The organism is Streptomyces sp. NPDC033180, from assembly GCF_055577645.1.
On the sequence record NZ_JBVIPU010000008.1, the window covers coordinates 313,805 to 330,654 of the forward strand.

The window sequence follows — 16,850 nt, forward strand, 5'->3', positions numbered from 1 at the left end:
AACCCGCAGGCGGGAGGGGGTCGCCCGGGACAGCTAGTGCGCTGCCACGAGCCCCCGTCGAGCCTGCCGCTCCTGGACCCGGGCCGCGTGCGACCCCCAGACGGTGAGGGAGACGACGCCGAGCACCGCCAGCAGACCGAGGCCCACCGTCCCGGCCCAGCCCCCCGCGTGGAAGGCGACCGCGCCGAGCGTGCCGCCCGCGCTGGAGCCCAGGTAGTACGCGGACTGGTAGAGCGCCGAGGCCTGCGCGCGCCCCGCGGTGGCCGTACGGCTCACGGACGAGGAGGCGACCGCGTGCCCCGCGAAGAAGCCCGCGGTGATCAGGACGAGTCCGAGCAGCACCATGGCCAGGGAGTCGGACAGGGAGAGCAGCAGACCACCCGCCGTCGTGCTCACCGCCAGGTACAGCGCCCCGCGCCGTCCGAGCCGCGCCACCAGCTTGCCCGCGGCGGCCGACGAGACCGTACCGACGAGGTAGACCAGGAAGATCGAGCCGATGATGCCCTGCGGGAGCGAGAACGGCGCTTCGGTGAGGCGGTAGCCGATCACCGTGTAGACCGCGCCGAAGACGGTCATGAACAGCGCGCCGATCGCGTACAGGCGGCACAGCAGCGGGTTGGAGAGATGCGAACGGATCGTCCTGCCGAGCGCCTTGGGGTTGAGCGAGCCCGCCGTGAAGTGGCGCGGCGCGGGGAGCAGCGCGCGGAACGCGAGGGCGCACAGGACCGCCACCACGCCCACCACGCCCACGGCCACGCGCCAGCCCCATGCCTGCGCGACCCAGCCGGTGATGATGCGCCCGCTCATGCCGCCGATGGAATTGCCCGCCACGAACATGCCGATCGCGGCGACCAGCGCCTTGGGCCTGACCTCCTCCGCGAGGAAGGCCATCGCGGACGCCGGGAGCCCGGCGAGCGCCGCGCCCTGTACGGCGCGCAGCGCGATGAGCGCGCCGATGGAGGGCGCGAAGGGGACGAGAAGACCCACGACCACCGCGACCGTCAGTGACACCGTCATCAGCGTCCGTCGTCCGAACCGCTCGCTGAGCGCGCTCAGGGGCAGCACGAAGAGGGCGAGCGCGCCCGTGGCGGCCGACACCGTCCAGCTCGCGGAGCTCGCGCTGACGCCGAAGTCGGCGGAGACGAGGGGGAGCAGCGCCTGCGTGGAGTAGAGGAGGGCGAAGGTGGCGACACCGGCGAGGAAGAGGGCGAAGCTCATCCGGCGGTAGCCGGGCCCGCCGGGGGTGAGCCGGGAGTCGGCTTCAGGAGAGGCATCGGTGGACGACGGAGGAAGGGCGGCCGCGTGGGTGGCGGACGCCCCGCTACTGGCAGGAGGCATGCATCGAACGTAGGCACACAGGACTCATCCGTCCAATGCATGGACTCGCCATAATCGTTCCTATGGTGCATGAGCGCAGTTCAGAGCGGCGTATGTCGCAGAGTAGTTACGTAGGAGACATCGGCGCGGCAGTGTCCGCGCCGGCCGAGCTGACCCCGGGGTCCTGGTCGGCGCTGCTCTCGCCGCGGCTCGCGTACTTCGCGGGGGTCGCGCGCACGGAGCACGTGACGCGGGCCGCGCAGGAGATGCAGGTGCCGCAGTCGACGCTGTCGCGTGCACTGGTCCGTCTCGAACAGGACCTGGGCGTCGACCTGTTCGCGCGGCACGGCAGGACGGTGTCCCTGACCCCGGCGGGCCGCACGTTCCTGGCCTCCGTCGAGCGGGCGCTCGGTGAGGTGGAGCGGGCCGCGGAGTCCGTACGGGCGGACGCGGACCCGGCGTCGGGCAAGGTGGCCTTCGGTTTCCTGCACACGATGGGCTCGGAGACCGTCCCCGGCCTGATCCGCGCCTTCCGCGCGGACCATCCAAGGGTCCGCTTCAGCCTCGTACAGAATTACGGGGAGGCGATGATCGAGCGGCTCCGGGCGGGGGAGCTGGATCTGTGTCTGACGTCGCCCGTGCCGGACGCGCCCGATCTCGTCGCCCGCCGCCTGGACGAACAGCGCCTGCGGCTCGTCGTGCCGGACGATCACCGCCTCGCCTCCCGCAAGCGGGTCCGCCTCGCGGAGGCGGCGGACGAGGCCTTCGTGACCCTCGAACCCGGCTACGGCCTGCGGCGCATCACGGACGACCTCTGCCAGGAGGCCGGCTTCAAGCCGCGGATCGCGTTCGAGGGGGAGGAGGCGGAGACGCTGCGGGGCCTGGTGGCGGCGGGCCTCGGGGTGGCCCTCCTGCCCCCACCGGCCGTCCCACGCCCGGGAGTTGTCGAGCTGACGGTGACGGGGCAGCGGGCGGTACGCGAGATCGGCGTGGCCTGGCTGGACGGCCACCCGGACACGCCGCCGGTGGCGGCGTTCAAGCGGTTCCTGTTGGGGCGGCGGGGGCGGCTGCTGCCGGAGTAGCTTCTTTGTCCCCAGCCCCCGCCCCTTCCCGGCTGTGTCAATTGGCGGCTCCGCCGCGGAAGGCCCCCGCGCAGTGGGGAAGGCCCCGCAGGGATCGCCCCCTCAGTGCCGCATCGACTCCCCGAACCCCGCGGCTAGCGGCATCCGCAACCCCAGCGGCGGCGGAGCCGCCAACGCGTCCTCCAGCGGGCGCGCGTACGCATGCCCGAACAGCGAGCCCAGGACGAAGTCCGATGCCAGAGCCTGGACTTCGGACTGGTGCTGCTGCAACCGGTGTCCGTCGGAGTGGACTTCGAACCGGCACACCTCCCGGTTCGCTTTCTTCGCCCGCTCCGCGAGCCGGAACGAGAGCTCGGGGTCGGTCCGCTCGTCATTCGTGCCGTGCACGATCAGGACCCGCCGCCCCGCGAGCTGTTTCACCGGTTCAGGGGACGCGGCCACATCATCCTCGGGCAGCCAAGGAGCCAGCGCGAGGACGGAGTTGACCGCCTCGTGGCCACTGGCCCGCAGGGCGGCCCGGCCGCCCATGTCCCTGCCGACGAGGCAGATCGAGACGTCGCCGTAGAGCCGGACGATTTCGTCCGCCGCCCACTCCGCGTCCCGCGCGAGCTGTGCCTGCGCTCCGTTCCACCCGCGGTAGCGGTAGTGCACGACGTGCGCCGCGAGCCCTTCCCCCCGGCCGTCCTGGGCGAGCCTGCGGCCGAGCGCGCGCACCGTGCTCGCGGCGAACGGGGACGGCTTGCGGGCGGAGGTCTCGTGGCCGCCGGGGAGCAGCAGCACCGCGCCGCTGACCGCCGTTGGCCGGGTGCCGATCACGCGCCCGAGCCTGGCCGCGCGCGCGGAATCGGGCGTCGCTTGCTGTGCCATGACAGAACAGTGTCAGAAGCGATGGTGTACGCCACCCGTCCGCGGGGTCACTGTTACGTATCGACCCGTGAGATTCCCCCAGCGATCTACGCGCGTAGGCGCTAGAGTGCCGAGATGACGAGCCAGACCCCCAAAGCCGGTCAGACGGACCGCGAAACGCCCAGCGCCGACCAGATCCGCCGCTCCCCGAAGGTGCTCCTGCACGACCACCTCGACGGCGGCCTGCGCCCCGGCACGATCGTCGACCTCGCCCGCGAGTCGGGGTACGAGGGCCTGCCCGAGACCGACCCCGACAAGCTGGGGATCTGGTTCAGGGAAGCCGCCGACTCCGGTTCGCTGCCGCGCTATCTGGAGACCTTCGCCCACACCTGCGCGGTGATGCAGACGAAGGACGCCCTCAAGCGCGTGGCGGCCGAGTGCGCCGAGGACCTCGCGGAGGACGGCGTCGTCTACGCCGAGATCCGGTACGCCCCCGAACAGCACCTGGAGCAGGGCCTCACCCTCGAAGAGGTCGTCGAGGCCGTCAACGAAGGCTTCCGGGAGGGCGAGCGGCGCGCGAAGGCGAACGGCCACCGCATCCGCGTGGGCGCGCTGCTCACCGCCATGCGGCACGCCGCCCGTGCCCTGGAGATCGCCGAACTCGCCAACCGCTACCGCGATCTGGGCGTCGTCGGCTTCGACATCGCGGGCGCCGAGGCCGGCTTCCCGCCCACCCGCCACCTCGACGCCTTCGAGTACCTCAAGCGCGAGAACAACCACTTCACCATCCACGCGGGCGAGGCCTTCGGCCTGCCGTCCATCTGGCAGGCCCTGCAGTGGTGCGGCGCCGACCGCCTCGGCCACGGCGTGCGGATCATCGACGACATCCAGGTCGCCGACGACGGCACCGTGAAGCTCGGCCGCCTCGCCAGCTACGTACGCGACAAGCGCATCCCCCTGGAGATGTGCCCCAGCTCCAACCTCCAGACCGGCGCGGCGAGCTCCTACGCCGAGCACCCCATCGGCCTGCTGCGCAAGCTGCACTTCCGGGCCACGGTGAACACCGACAACCGTCTGATGTCCGGCACCAGCATGAGCCGCGAATTCGAGCACCTGGTCGGCACATTCGGCTACACGCTCGACGACATGCAGTGGTTCACAGTCAATGCGATGAAATCAGCGTTCATTCCTTTCGATGAACGCCTGGCCATGATCAGTGACGTGATCAAGCCCGGATATGCCGAGCTGAAGTCCGAATGGCTGTTCCGTCAGACCGCCTCCACCAGGGCTTCTGTCGACGTGTAACAGAAATTGAGGCAATGTGGGCGCGGCCGGGAACATTAATTCCCGGTCGCGTTTTGCTGTTTGCGGACTGCCCCTTCACATGTTTACGGTCATGGGCCGCTCAAAAAGTCCCCGTCATCCCCGTATCAAGGACGCATTGAAGATGAAGCAGTCTGCAGCCAAGACCCTCGGTGTCGCCGCTCTCGGCGCCGCCTTCGCCGCCGCGGGCGCGGGTGCCGCCAACGCCGCACCGGCCCTGCCCGACGCCACGGGCGCCCTGGGCTCCGCCACCGCCATGCTGCCCATGGAGCAGCTCGGCGAGAACCTCCCCGCCGGTGGCCCCGAGGCGGTCACCGCCGGCCAGAACGTGGTCGGCAGCACCCTGCAGGCCTCCGCGCCGACCGTCGGCAAGCTCGGCGAGAGCATGAAGCACGCCGACGACCGGGGCAAGCCCGCGCCGGCCGACCCGGTCTCCGGTCTGCTCGGCGGCCTGCCGCTCGCCGGCGCCCTGCCCCTGCAGGGGCTGCCTCTGCAGGGTCTCCCCCTGGAGGGCCTGCCCGTGAACGGTGTGCCGCTCGGCTGATCATCGCGGTCCCCGCACACGCCGATGGGGCGCCCCCCTGCTCAGGGGTGCGCCCCATCGGCGTACGTGTGTGGCAGCGGCGGCCGCCGAGTCACCAGGCTGCCTGCCTGGCCTTGCCCTCGGAGGGCAACAGGACCCAGAGCGCTATGTAGAGCAGGAACTGCGGGCCGGGCAGCAGACACGAGATCACGAAGATCACGCGCATCGTGGTCGCCGACGTGCCGAAACGCTTGGCGAGGGCGGCGCACACTCCGCCGAGCATCCGGCCGTTGGCGGGGCGGGCAAGGGCGGTCATGGTGGCTCCTTCGTGAACCGTCGGTATGAGGTCCGGGGCGTGTACCCCGATGACTCAAAGCTACGTTCACGAAGCGGGCAAAGCGTCGCTCTATGGGGCGATACCGACCCTGGGAATCGTCGGGGTCGACCCCTGAGAAGCGTCCTCCCGCAGGAGGGCCGCGCGATGCTCCACGTCAGTACGGCGGCGCAGCCTTGCCCTGATCGCCGGCACCAGGGCGATATGCGCGAGGGCCACGCCCACGGTGTTCAGGAACAGCGAGTCGACGTCGACGACCTGACCGGGGACGCCGGTCTGCAGCAGTTCGATGCCGAGCGAGATCAGTGCGCCCGCCGCGACCGTCCGCACAAGCGAACCCAGCGGCGACACATGGACCCGCCCACCGGCGAGCGGAAGCAGCACGCCGAGCGGGGCCAGGAGCAGCAGACTGCCGCCTATCTGCCGGGCGGCCTGCGCGGGACCGAGCGCCAGATCCGCCTTGATGCCGGCGAACGGCTGGAGGTTCGCCGCGCTGACCCAGGGCACGTCCAGTGGACGCAGCGTGAACCATCCGACGAGCAGAAGATGCGCGACGAGGAGGAATCCTCCTGTCGCACGGAAGCGGATGGCGGCCCCGTGGCCGCCCGAGCCTTGACGCACGCCACCCAAGACGCGCCGAGCGGCAGGATCGGTTCCGCGCATTCACTCCCGGTGCGCGGCACTGTCCTGATCGCACACCGTGACTGTCCTGAACGGCTGCTTCACCCGTCTCGGCTGCTTCACCGTCTCGGCTACTTCACCGTCTCCGTGGGCGGGGCCACCGTCCCGGGGCGCTGGCGGACGGCCGGGGTGCATTCGTAGCGGCGCAGCGGGGCGTCGCCGGGGCCGCCCATGATGACCTCGCGGTCGTCGCCCGCCGCCGCGCTGTCCGCGAACGTGCAAACAACCTGGGCGAGTGCGAACGCCGACAGGTCCTCAGGCAAAGTGCTGAACCGCAGCGCGTCCTCGGGGTCCCCCTCTCCGGGGCCGCTGACGACCGTGCCGCCGCGTACGTCCGTGGCGAAGCCCGCCTGCTTCTCCGGGGCCGACGGCGCGTGCGACAGCTCGTCGAGGAGGGCCTGCGCGATGCGGACCCGGTCCGTCGTCGCCTTCTCGGTGGGGATCCGCACCGATCGGTCGACGGTCACCAGCTGCGCCGCGCACACCAGGAAGACCTGCACCGGGACCCCAGTGGTCGACTGCGACGCGATGCTCGACCCGGACATCACGCAGGGCACCCGGGAAGGTCCGGGTCCGAAGTCCGTCGGAACCTCCGTGGAGCGGATCCCGCAGCCCGCGAGGGTCGCGGTCAGCGCGGTGGCGAGCAGCGCGGCACGCAGCCGTCGGCGGTTCATCGCTTCTCTCCCTCGGCGGCGGCGTCGTCGTCGCCGTCCGTGCCGTCCTGCGTCTCGTCCGCGGGCAGCAGCGCCGACGGATCGCGCGGCAGCCACAGCGTGAACACCGCCCCACCCTTGGGCGAGTTCGCGGCGGTGATCTCCCCGCCGTGGATGTGGGCGTTCTCCAGGGCGATGGAGAGCCCGAGCCCGCTGCCCTCCGAACGCGGCCTGGACGCGCTCGCCTTGTAGAAGCGGTCGAAGACGTGCGGCAGTACGTCCTCGGGGATGCCGGGGCCTCCGTCACGCACCGCGATGACGAGCTTCTCGCCCGCGAGCCGCACGGAGACCTGCACCGGGGAGCCGCCGTGCTTGAGCGCGTTGCCGATGAGGTTCGCCAGGATGACGTCCAGCCGGCGCGGGTCGAGCCGCACCATGATGCCGCGCTCGGCGTCCAGCTCGACCGCGTCGAGCCAGGCACGGGCGTCGATGCAGGCCGTGATCTGGTCGGCGATGTCGACGTGGTCCAGGACGAGCCTTGCCGTGCCCGCGTCGAAGCGGGTGACCTCCATCAGGTTCTCCACCAGGTCGTTGAGCCGGCGGGTCTCGCTGACCACCAGACGTACGGCGGGCTCGATCATCGGGTCGACGCTGCCGGTCTCCGCGTCGAGCTCCTCTTCGAGCACCTCCGTCACCGCGGTGATCGCGGTCAGCGGCGTACGCAGCTCGTGCGACATGTCGGCGACGAAGCGCCGCGAAGCCTCGTCACGGGCGCTCATGTCGTCGACCTTCTTCTCCAGGCTCTCCGCGGTGCGGTTGAACGTCCGTGACAGATCGGCCAGTTCATCCGTGCCCGACACCCGAAGGCGCGTGTCCAGCTTGCCCTCGCCGAGCCGCCGCGCGGCCACGCCGAGCCGGTGCACCGGCTTGAGCACGGTGGTCGCCGCGGCCTGCGCGAGCAGCGCGGAACCGATGAGCGCGAGCCCCGTGGCGATGGCGAGCGACCAGCCGAGTGAGCTCAGGTCCTTCGCCTCCGGCTCCAGGGACTTGAGCATGTAGCCGGTCGGCCCGCCGCCGATGACCTTGGCGCCGCCGACGAGATACGGGGTGCCGTTGTCGACGGTCCGCTGCCAGTACAGGTGATACGGGCTCTTGTTGCTGGAGGTGAGCGGCTGCTCCTTGTTCACCGTCTTGCGCAGCGACCCCGGCACGTCGGCGAGCGTGAAGGCGTCCAGGTCGGAGTAGCCGACGATCGTGTCACCGTCGGTGTTCTCCCCGATCAGGAGCACGCTGTAGCGCTGGCTGCTGTTGGCCATGGTCCCGGCGGCCTGCTGCAGTTCGTCCTGGGTCGGATTGGGCGGCAGAGCGCCGGCGCGGGTCTGCATCTCCTGCTGGAAGTCCTTCAGGGCCGCGTCCTGCGCGCGCGTCAGGACCGCCTCGCGGTTCAGCCAGTAGGCGATTCCGGAAGCGGTCACGGCGGCGGTGAGCGCCACCAGACCGAACACCACGACAAGCCGGAGCCTGAGGCTCGTGAAGCGCAGCCCCGCCAGTATCGCCTTGCGCGCCGCGGCCCAACCGCGGAGCTTGTCCTGCGGTTTGGTCACTGAGGCGTGTCCAGCCGGTAGCCGACTCCACGCACCGTACGGATCAGCGTCGGCGAGGACGGCACGTCCTCGACCTTCGCGCGCAGGCGCTGCACACAGGCGTCGACGAGCCGGGAGTCACCGAGGTAGTCGTGCTCCCACACCAGACGCAGCAGCTGCTGCCGCGACAGCGCCTGCCCGGGCCTGCGGCTCAGTTCGAGGAGCAGCCGCAGCTCGGTCGGCGTGAGCTGCAGGTCCTCGCCGTTCTTCGTGACGGTCATCGCGGCGCGGTCGATGACGAGCGAACCGAACGTCGCCGCGTCATTGGCCTCGCGCTCACCGCGGCGAAGGACGGCGCGGATACGGGCGTCGAGCACCCGTCCCTGCACGGGTTTCACGACATAGTCGTCGGCACCGGACTCGAGCCCGACGACCACGTCGATGTCATCACTGCGCGCGGTCAGCAGGATGATCGGCAGCTGGTCGGTGCGCCGGATGCGACGGCACACCTCGAACCCGTCGATGCCCGGCAGCATCACATCCAGCACGATCAGGTCCGGCCGCTGCTCACTGAGCAGTTTCAGGCCGTCCTCGCCGGTGGCAGCAGTAGCCACCCGATGCCCTTGGCGGGTGAGCGAAAGCTCAAGGGCCGTACGGATGGCGTCGTCGTCCTCGATCAGCAACAGGGAAGGCACGGACGTCATTCTGTCCCATGGCACGGCCACAGTTCGACTGTTGGAGTTCCCCGGGCCCTTAATGGGCTGCGAGGAACCCCCACCCACACGTCCTCTTCACAGTTGGAAGGGCTGTTGCAGGCCTGTGACAGTCGGCGGACACCGTCATGAAGTGGGTCCGGCAGAGTTCTGGTCACACGGAGAAAGCCGGACACCACCGACGGGGGGCGCGAGATGAACACACTGCACAGCACCAGCTCAAGCGCAGTAATCACGCGTCTCCACGACGTGATCCGACCTGCCGAGAGGCACGAGAAGTCCGGTGCCGTGAGCGGGCGGGGGTGCGCTCGCGGCACCGGGCGTCAGCACGCCGCGTACATGACGGTGGTTGACGCGTTCCGGGGGGAGACCCGCGGAGACGATGGGGGGGCTCACGGGGGAGCCGCGTACAGGGAGGACACGGGGGAGCGCACTTCGGTCTCGGAGGCGGAGTTCACCGCCTACGTCCAGGAGCGTCGTGCCTCCCTGTACGCAACCGCCTATCACCTGACCGGTGACCGTTTCGAGGCCGAGGACCTGCTCCAGAGCGCCCTCTTCTCGACGTACCGGGCCTGGGACAGGATCAGCGACAAGGCCGCGGTCGGCGGATACCTCCGCCGCACCATGACCAACCTGCACATCAGCGCCTGGCGGCGCCGCAAGCTCAACGAATACCCGACCGAGGAGCTGCCGGAGACGGCGGGCGACACGGACGCGATGCGTGGCACCGAACTCCGCGCGGTTCTCTGGCAGGCCCTGGCCCGCCTCCCCGAACTGCAGCGGACGATGCTGGTCCTTCGTTACTACGAGGGCCGCACGGACCCCGAGATCGCGGACATCCTCGACATCAGCGTGGGCACGGTGAAATCCAGCATCTGGCGCTCCCTGCGCCGGCTGCGCGAGGACGAGGTCCTCAGCTTCGGCCGTGACCAGGAGGAGTCCTTCGGCGAGTTGGTCGCCTAGGGATGACGGGGGGCCGCCGCTCCCGGGGGGAGGCGGCGGTAGCAAGGGGGACACGGGGGAAAACGGGGATCGCGGGGGATCCACGGGGGAATCAAGTGGCGGGACCGGAAGGCCGGGGGGTCTTTCCGGTCCTTCTGCTGTGTGCGTGCGGCTTGCGCCTGTGTGCGTGCGGCTTCCGCCGCGCTGTCCGTCGTTGTGTCCGTGCGGAGTTACGCGGCTTCGGCGCGCGCCTTCGCGCACCGGCCGGCGGCAGCGGCCGCGAGCCGCCCCAGGGCTTCGTCCTTCCCGCAGGGGTGAGCGCCGAGCGCGGTCTGCCGGGCGACGATCGCGCGCTCGGCCCGCATCAGCCGCCAGCCGCGCCGCAGCAGGAACGCCACGGACTTGCGCCCCTCGCGCAGGTCCCGCAGGAGCCGCCGCCGGAAGGTGGTGGACGGCCGTCCCCGGAGGCAGATCGCGTCGGCGAGCACGCCGATCTCCCGGCACCGCTCCACGATGTCCGCCGCGAAGATCCCCTCCGCGATGAAGAGGGGCGTGCGTTCGATGTCCATCGCCGTCTCGCCCGTACGCGAGCTGGTGGCGAGGTCGTAGACGGGGACGCGGGTACGTCCCGTACGGCACAGCTGCTCGATGGCGGCGACGGCGACATCGGTGTCCCAGGAGGCGGGGGAGTCCCAGTCGATGTCCGGGCTGCCGGGGACCTGCGGCAGTGTCGGATCGTCACCCTCCTTGTAGAAGTCGTCGAGGCACAGGACGGGCAGCCCGGAGCGGACGGCGAACGACGACTTGCCTGAGCCCGAGGGACCGGCGAGCAGCACGACTCGGGCGGGTATCGGGGGATGGGAACTCACGAGAGACCAGTGTGCTGTATTGAGCCGCCCAGGCGACCCGACGGGTAGGGCTTTGGTACCGGCATCGCACCTCAACTACGCTACGTGCGCATCTGATTACTCAAAACGATATGGGCGGTACCCATGGCACGGCACGCATCAGCCTCCAAGCACCTCTCCCGCGCCCTGCTGCGCGCGGGCCTCACGGTCACCGTCGCGGGAACCGCGCTCGGCATCGGCGGCGCGGCGACGGCGAACGCCGCGTCAACGCCCCCGGAGTCCGAGAATCTGCCGGCAGCCGGTGCGGGGGTGCTCCGGGCGGTGCAGGAGGTCACCGCGGGTGGGCTCGGGCCGACCAAGGAGCTGAAGCTCAACCCGCTTGCGGGCACGGGCTCCGACCCTATGGACAACGCCCTTGGCACCCAGATCGCGGACTTCAAGCCGATCTCGACGGCGCCGGTGACCGCCCCTCTGACGCGGGGCGGATCGCTGAGCGACCTGCCGCTGGTGGGCCAGGCCACGGGGCTGCTGCCCGGCTAGCCCGCCGGAGCGTCAGCCCTTCCGCAGCGGAACCTCCCGCACCAGCCAGGCCACCGCGAACGCCACGGCCCCAAGCAGCGCGGCTCCCAGGGCCACGCCGTGCAGCCCGCTGGCGACCGACGTCCGCACCGCGTCCCGCACCCCCTGCGGCATCTCCCGCACCGCTTCAGGCGTCCACGTCATGCCGCCCTCGGGCATCCCTGCTGCCGTGACCCGGCTGGAGTAGACCGCGCCGAGCACGGCCACCCCGAGCGAGCCGCCGATGGTCCGCAGGAGGGTGGCGGTGCCGGTGGCCGCGCCCATGTCGCGTGGCTCCGCGCTGTTGATGGTGATCAGCAGAGTGCTCTGCATCAGGAAGCCCATGCCGGCTCCGAGCACGAGCGTCAGTGCGGAGGTCACCGCTGTCGGGGTGTCCGCGCCGATCGCCAGGAGCGCGAGCCCGCCCGTGGCCGTCAGCGCGCCGCCGATGATCGAGTAGGTGCGGTAGCCGCCGCCGTTGGATGTGGCCTTCCCCAGCAGGAGTTGCGCACCGAACATCCCCGCCATCAGCGGAAGCAGCAGCATGCCGCTGGCCGTCGATGACGCTCCGCGTACGAACTGCATGTACTGCGGCAGATAGGCGGACGCCCCGAGCATGGCCGCTCCCACCAGGAAGGCGAGGACCTGGGCGAGCGTGAAGTTGCGGTCGGTGAAGAGCCGGGGCGGGATGATCGGCTCGGGGACCCGCCGCTCGACCCGGGCGAACCAGACCAGGGCACCGGTGCCCAGCGCCCCGAGTCCGAGGACCTGCGGTGACGTCCAGTCGTACGTCGTACCGCCCCAACTGCCGAGCAGCGTCAGGGACAGGATGCCCGCGGAGAGCAGCGCGGCCCCCGCGCAGTCGATCCGTGCGGTGATCCGCTCGCCGGGCAGGTGCAGGCGGAGGGCGACGACGAGCAGCGCGATCGCGCCGACGGGCACGTTGACGTAGAAGACCCAGCGCCAGTCGAGCTGGTCGGTGAGGAAGCCGCCGAGCAAGGGTCCGCCGACCAGCGCGACGGGCATCATCGCGCCGACCATCGACTGCGAGCGGCCCGCCTGCGAGGGCGGCAGCATGACGCCGATGATCGAGATGGCGCCGACCATGAGACCCCCGGCGCCGAGCCCCTGGACGGCGCGGAAGGCGATGAGCTGCCCCATGTCCTGGGCGAGTCCGGAGAGCACGGAGCCGGCGAGGAACACCGTGATCGACCAGATGAAGCTGCCCTTGCGTCCGTACAGGTCGCCGAGCTTGCCCCAGATGGGAGTGGAGACGGAGGCGGTCAGGAGATAGGCGGTCACCACCCAGGAGAGGTGGTCGAGGCCGCCGAGGTCGCCGACGATCGTGGGCAGGGCGGTCCCGACGATCGTGCCGTCGAGCAGACCGAGCATCAGGCCGAGCAGTAGCCCGAAGAGGACGAGCTTGGACGGGCCGCCCGACTCGGCGGGCGGCTGTTCGGTGCCCGGCGTGTCCGGGATGCTCGTCTCTTCCGTACGTTGACTCATGGTTCCCCCTCAGGAAGCGTGAAGCGGCGTCCGGCTAGCGTGATGGAACGTCAGGCGGCGTACGGGCGTACCGATTTGGCGTCGCGCAGTGCGTGCGCCCACCAGGTCAGCTGGTCGAGCAGCGCCTTGGCCGCCGTGTCGACCTGGGGATCGTCGACGGCGCCGTCCTCGCCGAACCGGCCCCAGGCGTTGTGGAAGCTGACCGTGTTGCGGATGGTCGTGGCGTTCAACTCGGCCATGACGACGCGGAGTTGCTCCACCGCGCGCAGGCCGCCCGACAGGCCGCCGTAGGAGACGAAGCCGATCGGCTTCGCGTGCCACTGCTCGTTGTGCCAGTCGATGGCGTTCTTCAGGGACGCCGGGAAGCTGTGGTTGTACTCGGGCGTGACGAAGATGAACGCGTCGGCTGCCGCGAGGCGCGGGGAGACCAGGGCGAGTGCCTCCTCGGTGCCGGGTGCGGGCGGCTGTCCGAAGGCGGGGAAGACGGTGGGCAGCGGGGTCTCGGAGAGGTCGACGACGTCGGCGGTCAGGTCGTCGCGCTGGGCGAGGTGTCCGGTCAGCCACTGGGTGACGACGGGGGCGAACCGGCCCTCGCGGGTGCTGCCGACGAGGACGGCCACGCGGAGGGGCTGGGTGTCGCTGCTGGTCATGGGGGACCTCCTGGGAACACTGGGATGTGTACGGCGTATCTGGACGCGTACAACGTACACGTCGGTGTGTACAGCGTCTACTGGGGGATACGTTGTACGCTCACGTCCTGACGAGAGGAGCCCCGCTGTGGCTGGCCAGAAGAAGGACGGCAAGTCGACGGTGCCGGACAAGTCGCTCTGGGAGCGCTTGGAGCAGCCGACGGCGCCCCGCGCCTCGCTGTCCCTGGAGCGCATCGGGGCCGTCGCGGTGGAGGTCGCCGACGCCGAGGGGTTCGCCGCGGTCACCATGCGACGGCTCGCCACGGAGCTGGGGGTCGCGCCCATGGCGGCGTACCGGCATGTCTCGGGCAAGGACGACCTGTGGGCGCTGATGGCCGAGCGGGTGGCGGCCGAGCACCGGATTCCCGAGGAGCTGACCGAATGGCGTGAGGTGCTGCGGGCCTTCGCCCTGCTGACCCGGGAGATGATGCTGCGCCACCCGTGGGTGGGTCAGCTGCCCACGGCCCTCTTCGTGCTCACGCCGGGTCGGATGGCCATCGCCGAGCGGCAGTTGGCGGCCCTTGACGGCCTTGGCCTCGACGAGGACGCCATGATGATGGCCTTCCGCACGGTCAGCTCCTTCGCGCACGGCGCGGCCTCGTCCGAAGTGGCCCTGCGGGACTGGACGGAGTCGGAGGGCTGGTCGTCCGGCGCCGAGACCCGGATGGGCCTCGCGCCGCAGATGACGTACCTCATGGACACCGGCCGCTACCCCACCTACCGGCGCTACGGTCTGCGGTCGCGCCGCAAGGACGACGCCACCTGGACGTTCGAGACGGGCCTCGACTGCGTCCTTGACGGCATCGCGGCACGGCTCGGCATCTGACCGAGCCGGTGAAAGGCGAAGCCCCGGCCCTCCTGGACGGAGGAGGGCCGGGGCTTCGCGTGCGCAGTGGTCTCAGATGGCCTCAAGGGCGCCGGGCGGTCTCAGTACGAGGAGCCGGACGCGCCCAGTGAACCCGTGGGGTGCCAGACGGTCTTGGTCTCCAGGAAGGCCGTCAGGCGGTGCGTGCCCGGATCCGCCGACCAGTCCACAGGCTGTGGACGGACGACGCGCTTGAGGTTGTCCGCCGCGGCGACCTCGAGCTCCTTGGCCAGTACGTCGTCCTCGACCCCCGCGAGGTCGATCGCGTTCACGTCCTGGTGCGCGGCGAGCGACGGGGTGATCTCCGCCGTCCGGCCGGACAGGATGTTCACGACGCCGCCCGGCAGGTCGGACGTGGCGAGCACCTCGCCGAGCGAGAGCGCGGGCAGCGGGGAGTCCTCGCTGGCGATCACCACGGCCGTGTTGCCCGTCGCGATCACCGGGGCGATGACGGACACCAGGCCCAGGAACGACGACTTCTGCGGGGCGACGACCGTCACCACGCCCGTCGGCTCCGGCGAGGAGAGGTTGAAGAACGGGCCCGCGACCGGGTTTCCGCCGCCCACGATCTGGGCGATCTTGTCGGTCCAGCCCGCGTACCAGACCCAGCGGTCGATCGCCGCGTCCACCACGGCGGCGGCCTTGGCCTTCGACAGGCCCTCCGCCTCGGCGACCTCGCGGACGAACTGCTCCTTGCGGCCCTCCAGCATCTCCGCGACGCGGTAGAGGATCTGGCCGCGCAGGTAGGCCGTCCTGCCCGCCCAGCCGCCCTGCGCCTTGCGTGCGGCCACGACGGCGTCACGGGCGTCCTTGCGGGACGAGAGCGGGGCGTTGGCCAGCCACTTGTTCTTTGAGTCCGACACCTCGTACACCCGGCCGCTCTCGCTGCGGGGGAACTTGCCCCCGACGTACAGCTTGTAGGTCTTGAAGACGCTCAAACGCTGCTCAGACATCGAGGTAAGCCTCCAGGCCGTGGCGGCCGCCCTCGCGGCCGTAACCCGATTCCTTGTAGCCGCCGAAGGGCGAGGTCGGGTCGAACTTGTTGAACGTGTTGGCCCAGATGACGCCCGCCCGAAGGCGGTCGGCGACCGCGAGGATGCGGGAGCCCTTCTCGGTCCAGATGCCGGCGGAGAGGCCGTACTGGGTGTTGTTGGCCTTGGCGACGGCCTCTTCCGGCGTGCGGAAGGTCAGCACCGAGAGCACCGGGCCGAAGATCTCGTCGCGCGCGACGGTGTGCGCCTGCGTGACGTTCGTGAAGAGCGTCGGCGCGAACCAGTAGCCGGACGAGGGCAGTTCGCACGGGGCGGACCAGCGCTCGGCGCCCTCCGCCTCGCCCGTCTCGGCCAGGGCCTTGATCCGGGCGAGCTGCTCGGCGGAGTTGATCGCCCCGATGTCCGTGTTCTTGTCCAGCGGGTCACCGAGGCGCAGGGTGGTCAGCCGCCGCTTGAGCGCGTCGAGCACCTCGTCCCTGACCGACTCCTGTACGAGGAGGCGCGAGCCCGCGCAGCAGACCTGGCCCTGGTTGAAGAAGATGCCGGTGACGATGCCCTCGACGGCCTGGTCGATGGGGGCGTCGTCGAAGACGATGTTCGCGCCCTTGCCGCCCAGTTCGAGCGTGACCTTCTTGTCCGTGCCCGCGACCTGGCGCGCGATGGCCTTGCCGACGGCCGTCGAGCCGGTGAAGGCGACCTTGTTCACGTCCGGGTGGGCGGTGAGGGCCGCGCCCGCGTCGCCGTACCCGGGAAGGATGTTGACGACGCCCTTGGGCAGGCCCGCCTGGCGGCAGATGTCCGCGAAGAACAGGGCGCTCAGGGGCGTGGTCTCGGCGGGCTTCAGGACGACCGTGTTGCCCGTCGCGAGCGCCGGGGCGATCTTCCACGCGAGCATCAGGAGCGGGAAGTTCCAGGGGATGACCTGGCCCGCGACACCGAGCGGCTTCGGGTCCGCGCCGTACCCGGCGTGGTCGAGCTTGTCGGCCCAGCCCGCGTAGTAGAAGAAGTGCGCGGCGACCAGGGGGAGGTCCGCGTCGCGCGTCTCCTTGATGGGCTTTCCGTTGTCGAGGGTCTCCAGGACGGCCAGTTCACGGCTGCGCTCCTGGATGATCCGCGCGATACGGAAGAGGTACTTGGCGCGCTCGGCGCCCGGAAGGGCCGACCACTTCTCGAAGGCCCTGCGGGCCGCCTTCACCGCGCGGTCGACGTCTTCGGAGGATGCCTGCGCGACCTCGGAGAGGACCTCCTCGGTGGAGGGCGAGACGGTCTTGAAGACCTTGCCGTCCGCCGCCTCCACGAACTCGCCGTCGATGAACAGGCCGTACGACGGCGCGATGTCGACGACGGAGCGGGACTCCGGCGCGGGGGCGTACTCAAAGCGTGTGGAAGTCATGG

The 16,850-nt window shown here is 70.6% G+C and carries 18 protein-coding genes; 6 read left to right on the forward strand and 12 right to left on the reverse strand.

Annotation, left to right across the window (positions count from 1 at the left end):
• Window positions 1-33: 33 nt before the first annotated feature.
• Window positions 34-1,338 (reverse strand): MFS transporter, encoded by a 1,305-nt coding sequence (locus tag ACZ5WE_RS23265; protein WP_467691793.1) that lies wholly within the window; start codon window positions 1,336-1,338, stop codon window positions 34-36.
• A 62-nt stretch (window positions 1,339-1,400) separates the two neighbouring features.
• Here ACZ5WE_RS23265 and ACZ5WE_RS23270 point away from each other — a divergent pair, with 62 nt between their 5' ends.
• On the forward strand, window positions 1,401-2,399 hold the full coding sequence (locus tag ACZ5WE_RS23270; protein WP_467691795.1) for a LysR family transcriptional regulator: 999 nt from the start codon (window positions 1,401-1,403) through the stop codon (window positions 2,397-2,399).
• Window positions 2,400-2,501: 102 nt separating this feature from the next.
• On the opposite strand, the gene ACZ5WE_RS23275 is transcribed toward ACZ5WE_RS23270, so the two are convergent.
• Window positions 2,502-3,266, reverse strand: coding sequence for an alpha/beta fold hydrolase (locus ACZ5WE_RS23275; protein ID WP_467691797.1), 765 nt, complete (start codon window positions 3,264-3,266; stop codon window positions 2,502-2,504).
• 114 nt (window positions 3,267-3,380) lie between these two features.
• On the opposite strand from ACZ5WE_RS23275, the gene ACZ5WE_RS23280 reads away from it, so the two are divergent.
• Together ACZ5WE_RS23280 and ACZ5WE_RS23285 are read left to right on the forward strand one after the other, a co-directional pair.
• Window positions 3,381-4,550, forward strand: coding sequence for an adenosine deaminase (locus ACZ5WE_RS23280; protein ID WP_467691798.1), 1,170 nt, complete (start codon window positions 3,381-3,383; stop codon window positions 4,548-4,550).
• 142 nt (window positions 4,551-4,692) lie between these two features.
• Window positions 4,693-5,112 carry an ATP-binding protein gene (locus ACZ5WE_RS23285; protein ID WP_467691800.1) on the forward strand — a complete coding sequence of 140 codons (420 nt, stop codon included), beginning with the start codon at window positions 4,693-4,695 and terminating at the stop codon, window positions 5,110-5,112.
• Between the two features lie 91 nt (window positions 5,113-5,203).
• Here the strand turns inward: ACZ5WE_RS23285 and ACZ5WE_RS23290 are convergent, their stop codons facing one another.
• The 5 genes from ACZ5WE_RS23290 to afsQ1 all read right to left on the reverse strand — a co-directional run bounded on the left by ACZ5WE_RS23290 (window position 5,204) and on the right by afsQ1 (window position 9,037).
• Complete coding sequence (locus ACZ5WE_RS23290; protein ID WP_467691801.1) at window positions 5,204-5,407, reverse strand: PspC domain-containing protein; 204 nt, start codon at window positions 5,405-5,407, stop codon at window positions 5,204-5,206.
• Between the two features lie 90 nt (window positions 5,408-5,497).
• Window positions 5,498-6,088: a VanZ family protein gene (locus ACZ5WE_RS23295; protein ID WP_467691802.1), complete on the reverse strand. Its 591-nt coding sequence runs from the start codon at window positions 6,086-6,088 to the stop codon at window positions 5,498-5,500.
• Window positions 6,089-6,177: 89 nt separating this feature from the next.
• Window positions 6,178-6,780 (reverse strand): hypothetical protein, encoded by a 603-nt coding sequence (locus ACZ5WE_RS23300; RefSeq protein ID WP_467691803.1) that lies wholly within the window; start codon window positions 6,778-6,780, stop codon window positions 6,178-6,180.
• The gene (locus ACZ5WE_RS23305; RefSeq protein WP_467691805.1) at window positions 6,777-8,363 is read right to left on the reverse strand and encodes an ATP-binding protein; all 1,587 of its coding nucleotides are present in this window, start codon (window positions 8,361-8,363) and stop codon (window positions 6,777-6,779) included. Before ACZ5WE_RS23305 ends, ACZ5WE_RS23300 begins: the two co-directional genes overlap by 4 nt.
• Complete coding sequence (gene afsQ1 / locus ACZ5WE_RS23310; RefSeq protein ID WP_030562528.1) at window positions 8,360-9,037, reverse strand: two-component system response regulator AfsQ1; 678 nt, start codon at window positions 9,035-9,037, stop codon at window positions 8,360-8,362. Before afsQ1 ends, ACZ5WE_RS23305 begins: the two co-directional genes overlap by 4 nt.
• Before the next feature lie 213 nt (window positions 9,038-9,250).
• On the opposite strand from afsQ1, the gene ACZ5WE_RS23315 reads away from it, so the two are divergent.
• Window positions 9,251-10,018 (forward strand): SigE family RNA polymerase sigma factor, encoded by a 768-nt coding sequence (locus ACZ5WE_RS23315; protein ID WP_467691807.1) that lies wholly within the window; start codon window positions 9,251-9,253, stop codon window positions 10,016-10,018.
• 209 nt (window positions 10,019-10,227) lie between these two features.
• Here ACZ5WE_RS23315 and ACZ5WE_RS23320 read toward each other — a convergent pair whose 3' ends face one another.
• Window positions 10,228-10,866: a uridine kinase family protein gene (locus ACZ5WE_RS23320; protein WP_467691808.1), complete on the reverse strand. Its 639-nt coding sequence runs from the start codon at window positions 10,864-10,866 to the stop codon at window positions 10,228-10,230.
• 123 nt (window positions 10,867-10,989) lie between these two features.
• Between ACZ5WE_RS23320 and ACZ5WE_RS23325 the strand changes: the two genes are divergently transcribed.
• Window positions 10,990-11,385 carry a hypothetical protein gene (locus tag ACZ5WE_RS23325; protein WP_467691810.1) on the forward strand — a complete coding sequence of 132 codons (396 nt, stop codon included), beginning with the start codon at window positions 10,990-10,992 and terminating at the stop codon, window positions 11,383-11,385.
• 12 nt (window positions 11,386-11,397) lie between these two features.
• Here ACZ5WE_RS23325 and ACZ5WE_RS23330 read toward each other — a convergent pair whose 3' ends face one another.
• Both ACZ5WE_RS23330 and ACZ5WE_RS23335 read right to left on the reverse strand, forming a co-directional pair.
• Complete coding sequence (locus ACZ5WE_RS23330; protein WP_467691811.1) at window positions 11,398-12,909, reverse strand: MDR family MFS transporter; 1,512 nt, start codon at window positions 12,907-12,909, stop codon at window positions 11,398-11,400.
• A 50-nt stretch (window positions 12,910-12,959) separates the two neighbouring features.
• Window positions 12,960-13,559 carry an NADPH-dependent FMN reductase gene (locus ACZ5WE_RS23335; RefSeq protein WP_467691813.1) on the reverse strand — a complete coding sequence of 200 codons (600 nt, stop codon included), beginning with the start codon at window positions 13,557-13,559 and terminating at the stop codon, window positions 12,960-12,962.
• A 127-nt stretch (window positions 13,560-13,686) separates the two neighbouring features.
• Here ACZ5WE_RS23335 and ACZ5WE_RS23340 point away from each other — a divergent pair, with 127 nt between their 5' ends.
• Entirely contained in the window at window positions 13,687-14,424 is a 738-nt protein-coding gene (locus ACZ5WE_RS23340; RefSeq protein WP_467691814.1) for a TetR/AcrR family transcriptional regulator, read from the forward strand.
• 101 nt (window positions 14,425-14,525) lie between these two features.
• Here the strand turns inward: ACZ5WE_RS23340 and ACZ5WE_RS23345 are convergent, their stop codons facing one another.
• Window positions 14,526-15,416 (reverse strand): aldehyde dehydrogenase family protein, encoded by an 891-nt coding sequence (locus ACZ5WE_RS23345; protein ID WP_467691816.1) that lies wholly within the window; start codon window positions 15,414-15,416, stop codon window positions 14,526-14,528.
• Window positions 15,409-16,848, reverse strand: a complete 1,440-nt coding sequence (locus ACZ5WE_RS23350) for an aldehyde dehydrogenase family protein (protein WP_467691817.1) — start codon at window positions 16,846-16,848, stop codon at window positions 15,409-15,411. Before ACZ5WE_RS23350 ends, ACZ5WE_RS23345 begins: the two co-directional genes overlap by 8 nt.
• Between the last annotated feature and the right edge of the window lie 2 nt (window positions 16,849-16,850).